15 protein-coding genes and 1 pseudogene are annotated in these 17,443 nt (G+C 43.8%); 6 read left to right on the top strand and 10 right to left on the bottom strand.

What is annotated here, in order from left to right; all coding sequences use genetic code 11:
• The 5 genes and pseudogenes from WS42_RS12235 to sppA form a co-directional block, all read right to left on the bottom strand.
• Window positions 1-643: pseudogene (locus WS42_RS12235) on the bottom strand (hypothetical protein); the annotation flags it as partial.
• Window positions 644-741: 98 nt separating this feature from the next.
• On the bottom strand, window positions 742-1,299 hold the full coding sequence (locus WS42_RS12230; RefSeq protein WP_087381589.1) for an RNA polymerase sigma-70 factor: 558 nt from the start codon (window positions 1,297-1,299) through the stop codon (window positions 742-744).
• A gap of 222 nt (window positions 1,300-1,521) precedes the next feature.
• Entirely contained in the window at window positions 1,522-2,343 is an 822-nt protein-coding gene (locus WS42_RS12225) for a purine-nucleoside phosphorylase (protein WP_046451162.1), read from the bottom strand.
• Window positions 2,321-3,373: a tetraacyldisaccharide 4'-kinase gene (lpxK, locus tag WS42_RS12220; RefSeq protein WP_046451167.1), complete on the bottom strand. Its 1,053-nt coding sequence runs from the start codon at window positions 3,371-3,373 to the stop codon at window positions 2,321-2,323. The genes WS42_RS12225 and lpxK overlap by 23 nt, the downstream gene beginning before the upstream one ends.
• A gap of 37 nt (window positions 3,374-3,410) precedes the next feature.
• Complete coding sequence (gene sppA, locus WS42_RS12215) at window positions 3,411-5,210, bottom strand: signal peptide peptidase SppA (RefSeq protein WP_022160485.1); 1,800 nt, start codon at window positions 5,208-5,210, stop codon at window positions 3,411-3,413.
• Window positions 5,211-5,454: 244 nt separating this feature from the next.
• On the opposite strand from sppA, the gene murA reads away from it, so the two are divergent.
• Entirely contained in the window at window positions 5,455-6,762 is a 1,308-nt protein-coding gene (gene murA, locus WS42_RS12210) for a UDP-N-acetylglucosamine 1-carboxyvinyltransferase (RefSeq protein WP_013613258.1), read from the top strand.
• Window positions 6,763-6,920: 158 nt separating this feature from the next.
• On the opposite strand, the gene folK is transcribed toward murA, so the two are convergent.
• The 3 genes from folK to WS42_RS12195 form a co-directional block, all read right to left on the bottom strand.
• Complete coding sequence (gene folK / locus WS42_RS12205; protein ID WP_022160483.1) at window positions 6,921-7,421, bottom strand: 2-amino-4-hydroxy-6-hydroxymethyldihydropteridine diphosphokinase; 501 nt, start codon at window positions 7,419-7,421, stop codon at window positions 6,921-6,923.
• A 3-nt stretch (window positions 7,422-7,424) separates the two neighbouring features.
• Window positions 7,425-8,090, bottom strand: a complete 666-nt coding sequence (locus tag WS42_RS12200) for a DUF4290 domain-containing protein (protein WP_013613260.1) — start codon at window positions 8,088-8,090, stop codon at window positions 7,425-7,427.
• A 200-nt stretch (window positions 8,091-8,290) separates the two neighbouring features.
• On the bottom strand, window positions 8,291-10,561 hold the full coding sequence (locus tag WS42_RS12195) for an ATP-dependent helicase (RefSeq protein WP_046451161.1): 2,271 nt from the start codon (window positions 10,559-10,561) through the stop codon (window positions 8,291-8,293).
• 188 nt (window positions 10,562-10,749) lie between these two features.
• Between WS42_RS12195 and WS42_RS15600 the strand changes: the two genes are divergently transcribed.
• Together WS42_RS15600 and WS42_RS12185 are read left to right on the top strand one after the other, a co-directional pair.
• Complete coding sequence (locus WS42_RS15600) at window positions 10,750-12,015, top strand: T9SS type B sorting domain-containing protein (protein ID WP_022160481.1); 1,266 nt, start codon at window positions 10,750-10,752, stop codon at window positions 12,013-12,015.
• 287 nt (window positions 12,016-12,302) lie between these two features.
• A complete protein-coding gene (locus tag WS42_RS12185; protein ID WP_046451160.1) occupies window positions 12,303-12,752 on the top strand; it encodes a tetratricopeptide repeat protein in 450 nt (149 codons plus the stop codon).
• Here WS42_RS12185 and WS42_RS12180 read toward each other — a convergent pair.
• Window positions 12,749-13,912, bottom strand: a complete 1,164-nt coding sequence (locus WS42_RS12180) for an IS4 family transposase (protein WP_046451165.1) — start codon at window positions 13,910-13,912, stop codon at window positions 12,749-12,751. The two genes, WS42_RS12185 and WS42_RS12180, sit on opposite strands and share 4 nt — an antisense overlap.
• Before the next feature lie 126 nt (window positions 13,913-14,038).
• Between WS42_RS12180 and WS42_RS12175 the strand changes: the two genes are divergently transcribed.
• The 3 genes from WS42_RS12175 to WS42_RS12160 all read left to right on the top strand — a co-directional run bounded on the left by WS42_RS12175 (window position 14,039) and on the right by WS42_RS12160 (window position 16,345).
• A complete protein-coding gene (locus tag WS42_RS12175) occupies window positions 14,039-14,299 on the top strand; it encodes a hypothetical protein (protein ID WP_046451159.1) in 261 nt (86 codons plus the stop codon).
• A 386-nt stretch (window positions 14,300-14,685) separates the two neighbouring features.
• Entirely contained in the window at window positions 14,686-15,024 is a 339-nt protein-coding gene (locus WS42_RS12165; protein WP_046451158.1) for a DUF6463 family protein, read from the top strand.
• A 460-nt stretch (window positions 15,025-15,484) separates the two neighbouring features.
• The gene (locus WS42_RS12160) at window positions 15,485-16,345 is read left to right on the top strand and encodes an AraC family transcriptional regulator (RefSeq protein WP_046451157.1); all 861 of its coding nucleotides are present in this window, start codon (window positions 15,485-15,487) and stop codon (window positions 16,343-16,345) included.
• 323 nt (window positions 16,346-16,668) lie between these two features.
• On the opposite strand, the gene WS42_RS12155 is transcribed toward WS42_RS12160, so the two are convergent.
• The coding region (locus WS42_RS12155) for a linear amide C-N hydrolase (protein WP_046451156.1) at window positions 16,669-17,443 on the bottom strand (775 nt) is incomplete at its 5' end.

The following is a 17,443-nucleotide window of genomic DNA, read 5'->3' as shown; positions in this document are numbered from 1 at the left end:
AAGGGGAAGGAAAACGGAGCCGGCTGTCAGAATTGAGCCATACTTTACTTCCATCACTCAAAACAATTCGGTATTCGCCGCCTTTCGGTACGGATAAAGTAGAATAATTCTCTTTGAGGGGTGATGTTGAATCGGAAATATTGATTCTCAGAATGTTATCCGTATTAAGAATCTGGATATTCGTATCTTGTTGTAAACAGAAATTTTGTCCGCTCGTTAATTCTATTTCTTCCCCTGATTCCAGTATTAAAATCGCTTTAGTACTTCCGGGAACCGGAATGTTTGCCGTGACTGTCGGAGTGAAGGGCTTATCGGTTGTAAAACGTTGGCTGTAATAGTATAGTCCGGTTGAAAGAATGAGCAGTAAGATCGCTACATATTTGAAAATAGTAAGATAATGATTATTACGCTTGAAATGAATTTGTCTTTCCAGTTGTTTCCAACTTTTTTCCGGGTGTAGTTGTTTGATTTGTTGCTTCCTCTCTGCCAGATCTTTTTGTTGGAGATCCTGGTAAAGAGCTTGATTCCTCGGATCTGTGTTTAACCAGGATACTAAATCCCGTTTTCCGTTTTCATCTAATTCCTGTTGAAAACTCCGGATGATAAGCTGTGATATATGAAAAGATTGATTTAGTTTTTTCATTTTTTTTATCTTTATGTCTATTACGATTCAGTAACAGGTTTGGGTGAAAAAAAATGAAAATTTATTTAAAATGAAAGATAAATAGAATAGATGAAATTTTACATCTTATGCAGCCACAGCAGGATACAGCCTATTTCAGTTATGTACGATTTCAGTTTTTTATAAGCTATTTTTTTCTGGGTTTTTACTGTATTGACGGAGATATTCAAAGTTTTGGCAATGGCTTCGTTGTCTTTTCCTTGCATGGCCAGGATAAAAATCTCTTTACATTTCCCGGGAAGACTTTCCTGGGTTTTGAGTAAGATTTGCTCTACCTCTTCTGCAATAACGAAATACTCGAAATTCTCTGTCACTTCAGCTTCCAGTACTTTTTGCTCATACTGGTTTTTAATCTTTTGATGCTTCAGATAATCCAGGGCCGAATTACGACTGATGAGGTATAGGAAAGATTTGATGTGTACCATCGATTCCATTTCTTCCCTGTGGTTCCAAAGGGATAAAAAATTTTCTTGCACAATATCTTCACTTGCAGGAAGATCTTTCAAGAAACGGTTCGTGAATAAGCATAAAGTTTGATATAAGTTATCGAAAACAAACTGAAATGCACTTCGATCACCGGACCTGAAACGATTAATATCCCAAGAAAATTCCTTCAAAACTTCAATTTTGCCCCAAAGATAAATAAATTACGTTATAGAGTTGCTGAGTTGTTGAGTTAAAAGAGTTGCTGAGTTAAAAGAGTTGCTGAGTTATAAGAGTTACTGAGTTGCTGAGTTCAATAAGCTACAGTTATCAGATTAGATCCAACTCCTTTAACTCAATAACTTTGTAACTTATTTAGCTCTACAACTCTACAAATCAGTAACTCAGCAACTCTTTCAACTCTCTAGTTCTGCAATAATCTCGCGGAATAGGGCTGTCATGCGGGGTTGGGCTGTATTGCCGATGTCCTGAACTTCAGTGTGGTTGGTTTTGATCAGTTCCGGTGAAGCCGTGCTATTGGTGATTACCGACATACCGAAACATTCCATACCCATATGGCGGGCTACAATGATTTCGGGTACGGTGGACATGCCTACAGCATCTCCTCCGATAACCCGGATCCAGTTGTATTCTGCCGGTGTCTCGAAAGAGGGGCCCTGCAGGCCGGCATATACTCCATGCTGTAACGGAATACCTAATTTTTTCCCGCATTCTTCTGCCAGCCGGATGATTCTGGGGCTATAGGCATCAGTCATTCCGGGGAAACGGGGACCGAGTTCGTCGATGTTTTTCCCTCGCAGCGGATGTTCCGGGAAGAGATTGATATGGTCGGTGATGATCATCAGGTCGCCCACCAGAAATTGAGTGTTGACACCACCGGCAGCATTGGAAACGAAGAGATACTTCACGCCTAATTCATGTAATACCCGGATAGGAAAAGTGACTTCTTGCATCGGATAACCTTCATAAAAATGAAAACGTCCTTGCATTGCGATTACGTTTTTCCCGCCGAATTTCCCGATTAATAGATTTCCTTTGTGTCCTTGGACGGTGGATACCGGGAAATGAGGAATTCCGGCATAGGGAATCGTATGTTTTATTTCTATCGATTTGCCTAATTCTCCTAATCCTGTACCCAGGATGATACCGATCCGATATTTTTCCCCTTCCAGAAAACGGGAAATATAAGCTGCACTATCTTTGATTTTTCCTAACATATTCTGATATTTCGTTTAATAGTAAATCGTCTTGGTCGATAAATACGGGTTCCACCGGAATATAATAAATCACCCTTTGCAATTCTTCGGGTAAGGGACAAGCTTTCAGCCGCACCGCATCTTTTTCGGTGGTGAATATATATTTCTTCGGATTTTCGATGGATTCGAAAGCCCGGGCAATCTGCTGAAAATCTTTTTTGGAGAAATGATGATGATCCGGATACCGGATTTCGGTGATATCCGAGGTGAAAGTTTTCAAATGATCGATATAAGGACCGGGTTGTGCTATGCCTGTCAGGCACAGGATACTGCTACTTCGGTCCGGTACGATAGATTCGTATTGCGGGAAAAGAGGCTTGATCTTACCGTATTCCAGGGTGGTGAAGAAGAGTTGTTGATAAGGCTTTATCTTTAAGTGTTTGGATAAAATCCTCTTTTCTATCGGTTGGATACTTTTAGGACATTTAGTGACGATAATATAGTCAGCTCGCTTCAGTGCTTGTACGCTTTCCCTTAACCGGCCTGCCGGAAGCAGACAATCTTCGTGTACCGGACGGTTATAATCGATCAGAACGATATTTTTGTCGGCTTGTACATATCGGTGTTGGAAAGCATCGTCCAGCAGGATCACTTCGGGAGGTTCCGGTAAGGCAAGAAGTTTTTGGATTCCTCTCACTCGGTTACCATCACAAGCTACCAGAATATCCGGGTATTTACTTTTGATCTGCATCGGTTCGTCACCGATTTCAGCGGCGGTAGAATGTTCGTTGGCCAGGATAAAGCCTCTGGTCTTGCGTTTATACCCCCGGCTGAGACAGGCTACCCGGAATTTCTTTTTTAGCTCCGAGATGATCAGTTCTGTATGAGGCGTTTTTCCGGTACCTCCTACAGTAATATTGCCGACACAAATAACAGGTACCCTGAAAGTTTGTGATTTCAGTACTCCGATATGAAAAAGAAAATTGCGTGCTCCGGTGACAACACCATAAATAACACTGAGTGGCAACAATATTATTTTGACAAATGCCATGGCCGTGGTTTTTGTTGGTAAATAGCTTGTGAACTTGCTAGTGGAATGCAATATCATAGGGAATACGTGCCAGTAATCCCTGGTTTTCTACCTTATTTTTCATCTGTTCCCAAGTCGTATAGAAAGTGCCTAGTTCTTCTTTCAACAGGCGTGCTTTTACTTCTGTCGTAAACTCGGCGAATAATTCCTCTATCGGACTTTTTACTACCGGATATTCCGTCAGGTTGTATTTTTCGATACCGGCTTTTTGAGCCGCAATCCGAATCGCATCTTCTAATCCTCCCAACACATCTACTAAACCGATTTTCAGGGCATCTTCTCCGGTCCATACCCGTCCCTGAGCGATAGCATGAAGTTCGTCATGGGTTAAACCGCGGCCGGACATAACACGGCTCAGAAAGGTTTCATACCCCTGATTGACATAGTTTTGCAGTACATTCCTTTCGTAGGGAGTTAAAGCCCGGTTACTGACCGGTAAAGGGAGGGGATAGCTTCCGCCGAAATCACTGTGATCGTTGGTTTTGACTACATCGGTATGGATTCCCATCTTATCTTCGATCAGTTTTTCGCCACTGAAAAACATACCGAAGATTCCGATCGAACCGGTCAAAGTCGTCGGTTCGGCGACGATGGTGTCGGCTGCACACGAAATATAGTATCCTCCTGAAGCTGCTACATTACCCATAGAAACGATCACCGGTTTGGTTTGTGTGGCTAGTTCGACTTCCCGCCAGATAATGTCGGAAGTCAGGGCACTGCCTCCCGGTGAGTTTACGCGCAGGACGATGGCTTTCACAGTATTGTCTTCCCGGATTTTGCGGATTGTTTTTGCGAGCTCCGGCCCTATGGTATTATTTTTTTGCTCCAGTCCGATTTCTCCGGAAGCATATACGACGGCAATTTTGTCTTTATTAAATTCGATCGGTACTTCCGGAACCGAGGCATTCTGATAATCGGTCAGAGCAATCTGGTTCAATGGATCCGAACTTCCTACCCCACATTTCTCCTTCAATAAGGCCAGCATCTGATCTTCGTAGAGAACACCGTCGAAGAAACCGAAATCCTGAAATTGGCGGGTGGTGTAGAAATCGAAACGATTCGCCAGGGCATTGATCGAATCGACGGGGATGTTCCGGCTTTCTGCAATTCCTTGCACAATCGTCCCCCAGGAAGAATCGAGGTATTTCTGTACCTGTTCCCGGTTGGCGGGACTCATTTCGTCGGAGATAAAAGGCTCTACGGCTGATTTAAATTTACCGACTTTCACTACTTCGGGTTGTATGCCCAGTTTGGCCAGAGTCTCTTTGTAAAAAGAGATGCTACTGCTCATTCCGGTTAACAACAAAGGTGTTTCGGGGTTTACAAAGATTTTGTCGGCAACGGTAGCCAGATAATAACTTTTTTGGGAATATCCCAGGTTCGAATAACTGTAAATAAACTTTCCGCTTTCCTTGAATTTTTGTAAAGCGTTCCGGATTTCCTGAGTAAAGGCCAGGGCTCCGAAATTTCCCTGAATTTCGGTCAGGTCCAGATAAATTCCCTGGATACGCGAATCCTTGGCTGCTTTTTGTATACTGGCTAATATTTTATTTAATCCCAGATTTTTCTTTGGAGTGAATGAGAGAAAATCAATATTGTCGAGGGGATTGTCGGAAGTCCGGTCCAGAATTTCTCCTTCCAGTTTAATAGTTAAAATGCTATTATTTTTTACAGTAACTGTTTTTTCTGAAAAAGAAGCGATAGCTCCGATAAACCCGATAAAAATAAAAAACAGAATAACATGGACAATCATTATACCCACAATAGTCGCCAGGGTATATTTCAAAAAGTTCTTCATCTCCGAATATTTTGAATATTTATTACAATACCTACAAATGTAACCATATAATTGATTTAAGACAATATAAAATTGAAGTTATTTTTGTTTTACGCCTTTTTTGATAACTTTGAATGATTGAATCGGATTTTAAATTGATGGGCGGTTTAGGAATGACGATTGGCGATTAGAAGTTGATACAGAGCTTGTTGATATGGATAGTTTGTTTTTCGGCAGTCGTTTGCCGTTCTTTTAAATAAGCGATATGAGTAAATTTGCAATTACCGGAGGAAGAAGACTGAAAGGGGAATTATGTCCTCAGGGAGCTAAAAATGAGGCATTACAAGTGATCTGTGCCTGTTTACTGACCAAAGAAGAGGTAACCTTATCCAATGTCCCTGAGATTCTGGATGTTTTGAAGCTGATCGAATTATTGCAGGGGATGGGCGTACAGGTCGGACACCCTGCACATGGAGAATTTGTCTTCAAGGCTTCGGATATCAATTTTGATTATTTCGAAACGGAAGATTTTTATAATAAAGCGGTCAGTCTGAGGGGGTCTATCATGATTCTCGGGCCACTATTGGCAGTCTACGGGTGTGGATTGATCCCTAAGCCCGGTGGAGATAAAATCGGCCGGAGGCGGTTGGATACTCATTTCCTGGGTTTTGAGAAATTAGGGGCTACTTTCGATTATAATAGTTCGGAGGGTTGCTTCCGGGCTTCGGCTGAGAAATTACGGGGGTGTTATATGTTGCTCGACGAAGCTTCGGTGACAGGTACGGCTAATATTATTATGGCTGCGGTATTGGCAGAGGGAATGACTACGATCTATAATGCGGCTTGTGAGCCATATATCCAGCAATTATGTCTGATGCTGAATGCGATGGGTGCCCGGATTTCGGGGATAGCTTCGAATCTTCTGACCATAGAGGGAGTGAAGGAGCTGAAAGGTTGTCATCATCGTTGTTTGCCCGATATGATCGAAGTGGGAAGTTATATCGGATTGGCTGCCATGACCCGTTCGGAGATTACGATCCGGAATGTGAATATACGCCAATTGGGAATCATTCCCGATTCTTTCCGCCGTCTCGGTATCCGGATCGAGGAACGCGGAGACGATCTGTATATTCCGCGTCAGGAGCATTATATGATCGAGGATTTTATCGATGGCTCGATTCTAACGGTTGCGGATGCGCCCTGGCCCGGTTTGACACCCGACTTACTGAGTGTGTTCCTGGTGGTCGCAACCCAGGCTAAAGGAAGTGTGTTGATTCATCAGAAAATGTTCGAGAGTCGCTTGTTCTTTGTTGATAAGCTGATCGATATGGGAGCTAAGATCATCCTTTGCGATCCCCACCGGGCGACAGTCATCGGACAGAATCACGAATCACAGTTAAGGGCTACCAAAATGACCTCTCCCGATATTCGGGCCGGTATTGCTCTGTTGATCGCCGCTCTATCGGCTCAGGGAGTCAGTACAATTCATAATATCGACCAGATCGACCGGGGGTATGAGCATATCGATGAAAAATTGAATGCGATCGGTGCAGAGATCCGAAGAATCGGATGATACTTGGTTTAAAGGTACTTTTAAAATAGTTAGATAGGTTTCAACGGTTACAAAAGTTTTAAAAGTCAAGTCTAACCGTTGAAACCATGGTAACTTATGTAATCGCTGTAACTAAAAAAGTTTTATTCATCCAGTTTATTTTCTTGCTTGCTGAAGCTTCAGAAGCAAGATTGGTCCGGAAGTTTTCGGGCTTCTAGCTTATCCGGACATTCCTGTAGTAAGGTGGCGATTGTTTTCTGAAATACCGGATGGACAAAATCCGGTAAGATTTCTGCCAGAGGAGTCAGTACAAAATTGCGCTCCTGCATACGGGGATGAGGAAGTATTAAATCCGGCGTATTCAGAATGACAGAATCATAAAATAACAGGTCGATATCGATCGGACGGGAAGAATAGCGGGGTCCGCCGGCAAGTCTGATCCGTCCTAAGCGTTTTTCTGTTTCGAGACAACGTTGTAAAAAATCGAAGGCCGATAACCGGGTTTGAAAAACAACGACCTGGTTGAGAAAGTTTTCATCACATTCGAAGCCCCAGGGGGCTGTTTCGTAAAACGACGAAGCCATTACCCATTGCTCTGTCGATGACAATATTCGAATGGCTTCTGTTATAAGCTGGCGTTTATTGCCGGAATTGCTTCCCAGTATGGTGACTACCTGCATCTTTTACCCGTTCTTTTTGTAATATTGCCGGTTATTGTTGCCTTTATTATTGTTGTTATTGTTATTCTTCTGGTAGTTTTTGTTCATCGGCTTATTGGAACTGGGCTTGCTCTTTTTCTGTAGCAGATCTTTCGGATTGGAAAGAGTCATACCCTCCGGTAAGATAACGGTACAGCCGCATAAGGTGTTGATGTCGTTATAGATTTGTTCGTCTTCGACGCTATCTTTATTCCAGGTGAGGAATGATTTCTTCATGTGGTTGGCGGTCAGAACGATCAGTGCTCTTTTTTGTTCCGGATCTTCCAGCTCTTTGATTTTGTCTATGAGTTTTTCAACTAATTTGCCGTAGTGCTTGTATTTGATGTGATTCGAACTGTAAGGCAGTCTTTCCGGTTTCTCCTGTAGTTTGGAGAGAGAAGGGAGAGGATAGGGAGTATCTATATCCAATTTAAATTCAGACATGATGGCCAGATGATCCCAAAGTTTATGCCGGAAATCGGGAACGTCCCGTAAGTGAGGATAAAGATTTCCCATCACGTCGATTACTGTCTTTGCGGCTCTGGTTCTTTCTTCCCGGTCTTCAATGGTCAATAGGTAATCTACCATTTTTTGTATGTTACGTCCATATTCAGGAAGTAATAATTTTTTCTTTTGGGTATTATATTCCATAAAAATACTATGTGTTTCTTAATCGCAGTACGTTGTTTTTACCAGATATAAAGAAAATATTTATTTATTTGCAGACTTTAACCGGATTTCTCCGGGTTGAAGGCAATCCGAAAATCGTTATTCTGTAAAATAGCGATTTCAAGGTATCTCTTTCAGATTATGAGGCAAATATACGCTTTTTAGTGTTCTGACGGAAGTTTTTAGTCTGCTTGAATGTATAATTTTGCAAATTTTAACAAAAGAGTCCGGCTTCCCCCTTCACGGAAGACCACTTTTGCCTTTTTTTGTACGCCTAAACCTTCCAGGTTGATCACTTTTCCGGCTCCGAAGGTAGGATGAAAAATGATCATACCGGGAACGACCTGATTGGAGTCGATCGGTTTGAGTTTCGATCGGTCGATGGCCGGAATATCTATTGTTGCGGGTTTATTCAAAGTGATCGCCGGCTTATGTAAACCGGACATAGCTGTCGTAGTTTTTAATTTGAAACCTGAGGGTTCTTCCCGCATCGCGATATATCCTTCGAGGAATTCCTGATCGATCTCACCGATAAAACGGGAAGGCCGGGAGGATACCACTTGGCCGTTTTTGTAACGGGAAGTGGCGAACGACATGAAAGCCCGTTTTTCTGCCCGGGTGAGAGCGACATAGAAAAGCCGCCGTTCTTCTTCCAGGGCGGCAGGAGTGGTCACACATTGCTGGGCCGGGAAAAGTTCTTCTTCCAGACCGGTGATAAAGACATTGCTGAATTCCAGTCCTTTCGATGCATGGATGGTCATGAGGGTCACTTTGTTTTGATCCCCTTCTTTATCTCCGTCCTGATCTGTCAACAACGCTACTCCTTCGAGGAAGGCCGGTAATTTATCGTCTTTCCCCTCTTTATAAGCGGTTTCACTGAAATCTTTGATACCGTTCAGGAGCTCCTGGATATTTTCTTTCCGGGATACGCCCTCCGGTGTTTCGTCATTGGAAAGGTCGTCGATGATACCGGAAGAACGGGCGATGATAACAGCTGCGTCATACGCATTTTCATTCGCTATCTGTTCCCGGAAACGTTCGATCAGACTACCGAATTTCTGTAATTTGGAAAGGGTACCGCTGTTGAAAGCGCCGGCCACCTTATCGAGGTTACAGAGTACGGTCCACAGGCTGACATGATATTTTCCGGCGATTTCCCGGATTTTGTCTACGGTCGAATCTCCGATTCCCCGACGGGGATAGTTGATGATCCGTTTGAAAGCTTCTTCATCGTTCTGATTCACGGTCAACCGGAAATAAGCCAGCAAATCCTTGATTTCTTTCCGTTGGTAGAAAGATTGGCCGCCGTAAATTTTATAAGGAATATTCCGTTTACGGAGGGCTTCTTCTAAGATACGCGACTGGGCATTCGTACGGTAGAGAATAGCAAAATCGCTGTATTCCTGCTGCTCGTAATTGGCTAGCCGGAAGATTTCATTCGTGACCTGGAAACCTTCTTCCTTATCGGATAAGGCCCGCAATACCTTGATCTTTTCACCTTCTTCGTTTTGAGAAAAGGTCTTTTTGGGAATTTGTTCTTTGTTCTTACTGATCACACAATTCGCTGCATCTACGATCGTGGTCGTCGACCGGTAATTTTGCTCCAGTTTGTATAGCTTGTATTCCGGATAATCGTTTTTAAAATTAAGGATGTTCTCGATCCGGGCTCCCCGGAAAGAATAAATACTTTGTGCATCATCCCCGACTACACAGATGTTATGATGCCGGTCCGAAAGTTTTTTTACGATCAGGTATTGGGCGTAATTGGTATCCTGATATTCGTCGACCAGGATATAATTGAATTTCTGTTGATATTTGGTCAGAATGTCCGGGAAATCACGGAACAGGATATTGGTTTGCAGCAAAAGATCGTCGAAATCCATAGTATCCGATTGTTTGCAACGCTGCTGGTATTGTTTGTAGATTTCTCCCAATAACGGGCGTTTGCTGGCTGTATCTTCGGATAAAATGCGGGAAGATTGGGCATAACTCTGAGCGACGATCAGGTTGTTTTTCGCCATCGAAATCCGTCCGAGGATTGTGCTCGGTTTGTAAATCTTATCGTCCAGCTTCATGTCTTTGACGATGGTCTTGATCATATTTTTAGAATCCTGGGTATCGTAGATGGTATAGCTCGATGTATAGCCTAATTTCTCGGCTTCGAATCGCAGGATTTTTGAAAAAATCGAGTGGAAAGTTCCCATCCACAGGTTGGCAGCGATTTCCTGGCCCACTAACTCTGCAATTCGTTTTTGCATTTCACGGGCAGCTTTATTGGTAAAGGTCAGGGCCAGAATTTTATAGGCCGGCACTCCCTGACTGAGCAATTGGGCTATCCGGTAGGTCAATACACGTGTTTTGCCTGAACCGGCACCTGCAATGACCAATGAAGGACCTTCTGTGTTGATGACCGCCTCCTGCTGACTGCTGTTTAATTCATTGATAAAATTCACCCTGAATAAATTTTTGATCGACGATAATGATTGATTATTTCCCGTAGCAAAATTAAAAATTAATCTCCAGCCTCACAAAATACCGGGGATTTTTAGTAATATTGCAAGGATAATCGTCAAAGTGTGTGGAGATGTAAGTATTGTAAAACTCTTCTGTATGTTATGGTTGAGACATAAATGTTGATCATATGCGGTATGTATTGTTGTTGTTTTTCGTGTTCCTGACCGGACTTGGATTTTCCCAGCGGATTCAGATAGAGGGGGTGGAAGTGAACTATTCTTCCCATTATCCGGACGGACCGCTGTATGTTATCCGTCAGACCCAGGCCGGAGCGGTTCCGGAAGGGCAGGTGAGTTTTGTGCCGGGAGGAGATCATTGGGAATTCGGCTGGACTTACGAGGGTTCCCCTCAGGCCGTTGTTCCGTATGAGGATTCTACCCGCTTGACCGTCCCTTTGCTGGGGAACGGACTCTATACTTTTACTGCCCGAAAGGACGGGGTGAATACGGTTCAGGAACGGTTTTATGTGTTTTATGATTTTATGGATTTTAAAATTACTTTGACCGATGTACTGGATTGTGAATATATTACGATTCATATCGATTATCTTTATATTCCCGATTTTGCCGGTTTTCCCGGTGGAGAGAATGTGGATTACTGGGTCGATTGGGATGGCAAAGAACGGCAATTGTCTTCTATGAATGACTATCGGTATGAAGATCTAAGTCAGGCTGTCGCCGGCTGTGCCGAAGATGTGTCTTGCCGCATTAGGATCAAGGATCGTTTCGGATTCGTATGGGAAAGTAACGAAGTGACTTACGAATCGATGATCCCGGAGGCTGTCCCTGAACTGACTCTGGGAAATACGGTGGATGTGGTCGGGGAAGTCGGCGATGAAATGGGACAGGCGCCTTTAGAAGTAGAATTCGATGCTTCCGGTTCTAAAAATGCTTCTTCTTATGAATGGTATTTGTATAAAGATACGACCGATTTGGTCGGAATGGTCTTATCGCCCGAGGATAGCCTGATTGGAAATCAGATCCGGACGCCGGAAGATTTTGTTTATACTTACGAGCATTCCGGACGGTATAAGGTAATGCTCGTAGCCATCCATGGAAAAGGAAATTTTTGCCGGGATACTTCGGATATACAATATGTAAATGTCGTCGAATCTTTGCTGGATGTCCCGAATGTCTTTACACCCAATGGAGACGGTAAGAATGATATTTTTAAGGTGAAAGCCTTGTCCCTGGAATCTTTCCAAGGGGTGATTCTGAACCGTTGGGGACGTAAAATCTACGAATGGAACGACCCTTCGGAAGGCTGGGACGGACGTATCGGGGGTAAATATGCAAGCCCGGGAACTTATTTTTATGTGATTACTGCCAAAGGAAGAGAGAAGGTGAATCCTCCGAAATATGTTAAAAAAGGAGCTTTGTTGTTAGTCCGTTAAGGGAAATATTTTTGCAACTAAGTTTTTAGTTGAAACGTTTGTTTTATCGTTGAAATCTTTCTTTATTTGTGATGGAATATCAAAACTATTGAAATAAAGATATATTTCGTTCTTGGAATCCTGTTTTGTATTATAGGAAATTATGCTCAGGACATCGGTCGGCAAATTTTAGAAAGAGAGTTGGACCGGAATCATTACGATGAGGTTTTAAGAGGTGTCGATTCTTTATACCGGATAGAAGGTGAATCTTCCGATTTGCTTTTTTTGAAGGTAAAGCCAATGAAGGGATGTTGCGTTATAAGGCAACTTTCCGCTGTTATTCGGAGTGGTTGGAGCGGGATTCTTCCGATTGGGATACCCGGCTTGCTTTAGCGCGGGTAGCAGCCTTGGCGGGGCGGACGATGAAAGCGGTCGATATCTATGAACAATTGGCCGGAGAAGATTCTCTGGATTTTTTTGTCAATTATCAGCTGGCCCGTTTGTATCAGCAGATAGGTAAAACTGTTCGGGCGATCGGAATCTATGATCGTTTATATCAGACAGACACGACAAATGTCATTTTATTAAAACGGATCGGAGATTGTTACAACCGGATAGGCTGGAGTATGAATGCCGTAGATCATTATTTACGTGCTGTCTGTTTGGACCCGGAAGATGGAGAGACTGTCGTGAAGGCTGTCAATCTGATGATGGCGAACATTAGTGTCCCGTTAAAATGGGACGAGTTAAATAATTAATCAAATAGCCCCGGAATCAGGGGATCATTTAGATCTTTGGCATCATTGAAATTAGTCTTGTCGAACAGGTCACGCAAGTGGGTTTTGTCAGTCAATGATATGCTGAGAATTTGCAAAACTTCATAAGTTGAGCGTTTCAACTTCATGTCATGTTGGACAATAGCCACAAGACAGTATGTGATAATAGCCACACTGATTTGTATGCGGACGGCGTTCTCTGTTGTGCCCCAGAATTTCTTTATCTTGAGGTGCTGCTTGAGCCATTTGAAGAACAGTTCAATCAACCATCTTTTCGTGTAAAGATTGGCAACATCCAGTGCAGAAAGTTGTTTCGCATTCGTCAGAAAAGTGAACTCACGGTCATCTTCTTCATCGTAATATCGGACGAGTCTGAATGACTCAGGATATTTCTTCCCGGAGAGATAACCGGTCAGTTTCACTTCCGCATCAGTCATTATATTCTTTGGCATCCTTCGTTTCCATTTGACTGTCTTATACTTTAAATTCGTTTTGGCTCTGACAACAAAGAAAGAGTCTGTAAGATGTATCCTATAGAGCTCTTTAAAAGAATCATAAGCCCTGTCGAATATATAATAAGCGTTCGGTTCATAATGGATTGAAGACATTGCTGTAGAATCATGCTTTGATGCAGTGGTTACAGTATAGAAGGCAGGAACTTGTGCTTCAATGTCATATAAGACATGAGCCTTCACTCCTCCTTTCTTGCTTCGGAATTTTGCCCAAGGGAATGTTGCAAGGCATAACGGAATCGTTGTTGAATCAAACGCATATTTCTTTCCGGAAATGTCAAGGATGTTGGTCGTCCGCTTCTCGCAGGCTTCCTTCATCATATAGAATGCAAATTCTTCAAAAATTCTATAATCACGGTTCCGGTTGGCTGTCGCAAGAGTTGTCTTGGCTATCGGTTCACGACCTAACCCAAGATGATATTGCTTGGCCCTATGCGCCTCGAAAGCAACGATTAAGTCTCGCAGGCTCTCACGGTTACTCAGTTGTCCAAACATCATCGCGAGCATCTGATTCCAGCAAGTGAAATGTTTCACATACCGGTTGCCATCATACTTGCGAACATAGTTGTTGAACTGAGTCCTGTTCAGAAAAGCGGTTAATTGAGAGAATACGTATTTGTCTTGGAACATAGCAGCCATTTGTATTAGACTGCAAAGTTGCAAAATCAAGTCCGTTTCATTTCAAAAAACCATGTAATTGGCTATATTTCAATAATTTCAAAGAACTATTCATCCACTTTTACGGGACAGTAGTGGATGGCGAATACAGTTTTGTTTCAGGCTTATAAAAAACTGACCGGGAAACAGCAGCAAGAGGTGATGGCTGCCATTCGGGATACCAACAGGGTGGCTGATTTATGCGAGAACAATTCCGGTCTGAAAGCTGTCTGCTTGAAGAAGTTCCCGGCAGCCTTCCAGCAGCCTTTGAAGAATCTGTTTGTTCATTTATGGGAAAATGCATTGCGTTCCCCAAAATTTAATGATCATTTTTTCGACCGGGTTGGAAGATTTTATTGATAAATTTATTGCTGAAAATAAAAGTATTGAAGTATGTCCGTTTTGTGCTTTGGAAAGTTTTTATGATTTGCAGGGGCAATCCAGACGAGAAATAGGTCATTGGTTGTGTAAAGAACAATATCCCTATCTTGTGGTTAATTTTGATAATCTTGTACCGATTGGGCATGATTGTACTCTGGTTAAACATTGATGTGTTTATTATCCTGAATATCGGTTACATTTAACTTTTAAACGAACCGGCACTAACAAATGATATTAAAAAAGGGGATTAGGAGTTAGTGATATAAACCCAATGATCCCAAAGATGATGATTTAGTGGAAAGTTGGAAAAAACTTTTTAATATTCAACAAAGGTATGAGTCTGCAATTAATGATAAGGTATTCTGATGGTGACGGGGGGATTTCATCTGCTCGTGGCGGTGGCAGGTGGATGGGACATGTGGCGGGACATCATCATGGACGGATTTGCCGCTTCCATTGGGAATGATGCGGAAAGGGCATACGCTTTTGTTTTTTTTGTGGGCGGGATACTGCTCCTTTTGGGGGGTACATTGCAGTATTATATCCGTAAGGAGCAGAAGCCTGTGCCCTTGTTCCTGGGGTATAGCTTGTTGCTGGTGTCGGTCGTAGGGTATATTCTATTGCCTTTGTCGAGTTTCTGGCTGTTGATTCCGCAGGCATTGATTATGATCGGGAGTACTTCGATGGGGGTAAAAGGCTATTAGCACCCGAGGACGTGTCTTGCGGGCTATTTCCTTTTTGGCATGCGGAATGGAATTAACTTAAAAGGGGGAGGAAGTACTAAGTTGGTGCCATGAGAAAAATAGAAGAGGGAATCGTGCAAGTGTTGACAGAGACGGGAACCGCTTTTATTTGTTTAGCGGACGTGACGGAGTTAGCGCCGGAGTAGAACAGGGGATGCCCCGGGTATAACAGGTACTTTTTCATTGCGGATATAAGCGGGATAAAAATGACGTCCACGATGTGTGCTTGCTGTGCGGACATTCCGGTATTCCTGTGCCGGAGGAATACAGGGAATCGCAGGGGGGAGAGTACCGGGTAAGCGTCCGTTTGTGATAGGGTTCCCTCCGGATAGCCCGAAATACACATCACTGCGGGCTATCCGGAGATTAGCAATTTTGGAAAAGTGATTGTATCCGGTTTGGTATAATTTTGTCCGCAGAGATGAAAAAGAAATTGACAACAGAAGAAGATTACAGGCAGCGGGTGGACTGGGTGTGTATGTATATCCGGGAGCACCTCGACAAGGAGATTGATATGCGTCGTCTTGCCGTCTTGTCGGCATTCTCGCCGTTTCATTTTCACCGCATTATGCGCGCTTATCTGAAAGAACCGATCGGAGCGTTCATTATACGCACAAGGGTGGAAACGGCGGCGAAGCTGTTGCGTTATACTGATCTCCCCGTCGCGGATATTGCCTACCGGGTGGGGTACGACACCCCGTCATCGCTGACCAAATCTTTCTGTAAATTTTTCGGCATCTCTCCTAAAATGTATCGTTTAACAAAAAATTATCAGATGATGACAACACAGGAACCGAAGGCCGAAGTGAAGCTCAGCCGTGCCAAAGTCGTGGAACAGGAACCTAAGACGATTCTGTACATCAGTGCCACGGGAGATTATAAAAAGGTGGATTACAGTGCGATGTATATGCGGATGTGGGAAGAGATCAAGCGGCAGGGACTTTTCTCGGCAGGTATTGAACATTTGGCTTTATACCACGATAATCCCGAAATCACGGCCGAAGAAAACCTGAAATGCGATGTATGTATCCGCATTTGCAAACCTGCCAGACCCAACGGGGATATCGGCGTAAAAACCATCGGCGGCGGACGTTTCGTCGCGTTTACGTATATTGGTGAGTACTGTAAAATAGGGGCGGCCTATGATAAAATTTACGGGGAGTTACTGGCAAAAGGAGGTTTCGAGGCCCGGGGCAACTACTGTTTTGAAAAATATGTGAGCGATCCCCGTCGCACGGTTCCGGAAAAGCTGAAAACGGAGATTTATATTCCGATAGAGTAAATTTGCAGGAACACGTCCGGGGAACCATCCATACCGTGCCTGTCGGGAATGGTTCCGGATAGCTCCCAAGACGCGTCCCCGTGGGCTATATTTTTTGAGTTGTGTATCGACAGATTTTATCCTTTGCAAACTGTCGGCTTCGATTTTGGCAAAGACCCAATTTTCTCCTTCTATCGGTGATGTTTCTCAAGGCTATGGGGTCGCCTTACTTTCTTGCTTCAAAACCGCATGATTTTCCTGTATAACACCAGGCAATATTCCAGGCACACGTACCGGGGTTATAGGCCGGGTGGGTGTGGCTGGAATCGGCGGGAGGCCTGGGGCTATTCTATTGGCAGGTATTCGATGGGTTGTTGCCGGGTTTTATCCAGGGGAAACGATTGGTATCGGACTGTGTTGAAATTGATATTTTTCAGGTCGATGCAGCGAATGGTTGAGTTGTAGGCTGTTTTGTAATATATTTTGCGGTTGGTGAGGTCGATGGCCGAGGTCCACTGGGTGGCACTTGGAATGTCGGGGGATTCGCCAACGGGATGTTCTATGCCGATGGGAATATCGAAATTATTGAGGATGTGGAAGCATTGGAGGACGGTTTCAAAGCCTGTAGGCTGTTGGGGGGCTGTTGCTTTGTAAAAGCTGATTCGGACGAAACGGGAAGGCGGAGTGACATCTCCGGGCAGACCTAAAAATCCCGATCCTGCACCAAAAGCAGTCAGCGTGAGGTTACTCAGGGCGTGGGGGGCTACTCCTCCTGGAAAAAGATTTATGTAATTGCTCAGGTTGGTGAGCTGCCATCCGAATCCGGGGGAATTGGTCAATACTCCAACGGGGTTATCGTAAAAATGGGGGATGCCGTCTACAATTTCCAGTACTGCCTGTTTGCCGGTAGAGTCGCCTATGCGCCAGTGGACGGTGGAAGTGGAACCGGGTTTGTCCAGTCCGATAATCCGGATGGAAGGAAGGGCTGTTCTAACTTCGTCGACAGAAGAAAATTGTGCAAGCATCCAGGTTACCAGTTGCAGGTCGTTGACAGTGTGGGCGTTTTTTGCCGGGTCGTAGGCGGAGTAGCTTCCGTACCGGGGAAAATAGAAAAGGCCC

Source organism: Odoribacter sp. N54.MGS-14, from assembly GCF_000980295.1.
Taxonomy (GTDB): Bacteria; Bacteroidota; Bacteroidia; order Bacteroidales; family Marinifilaceae; genus Odoribacter; species Odoribacter splanchnicus.
Note: the sequence above shows the minus strand (reverse complement) of the source record. Positions and strands in the feature narration are given on the sequence as shown.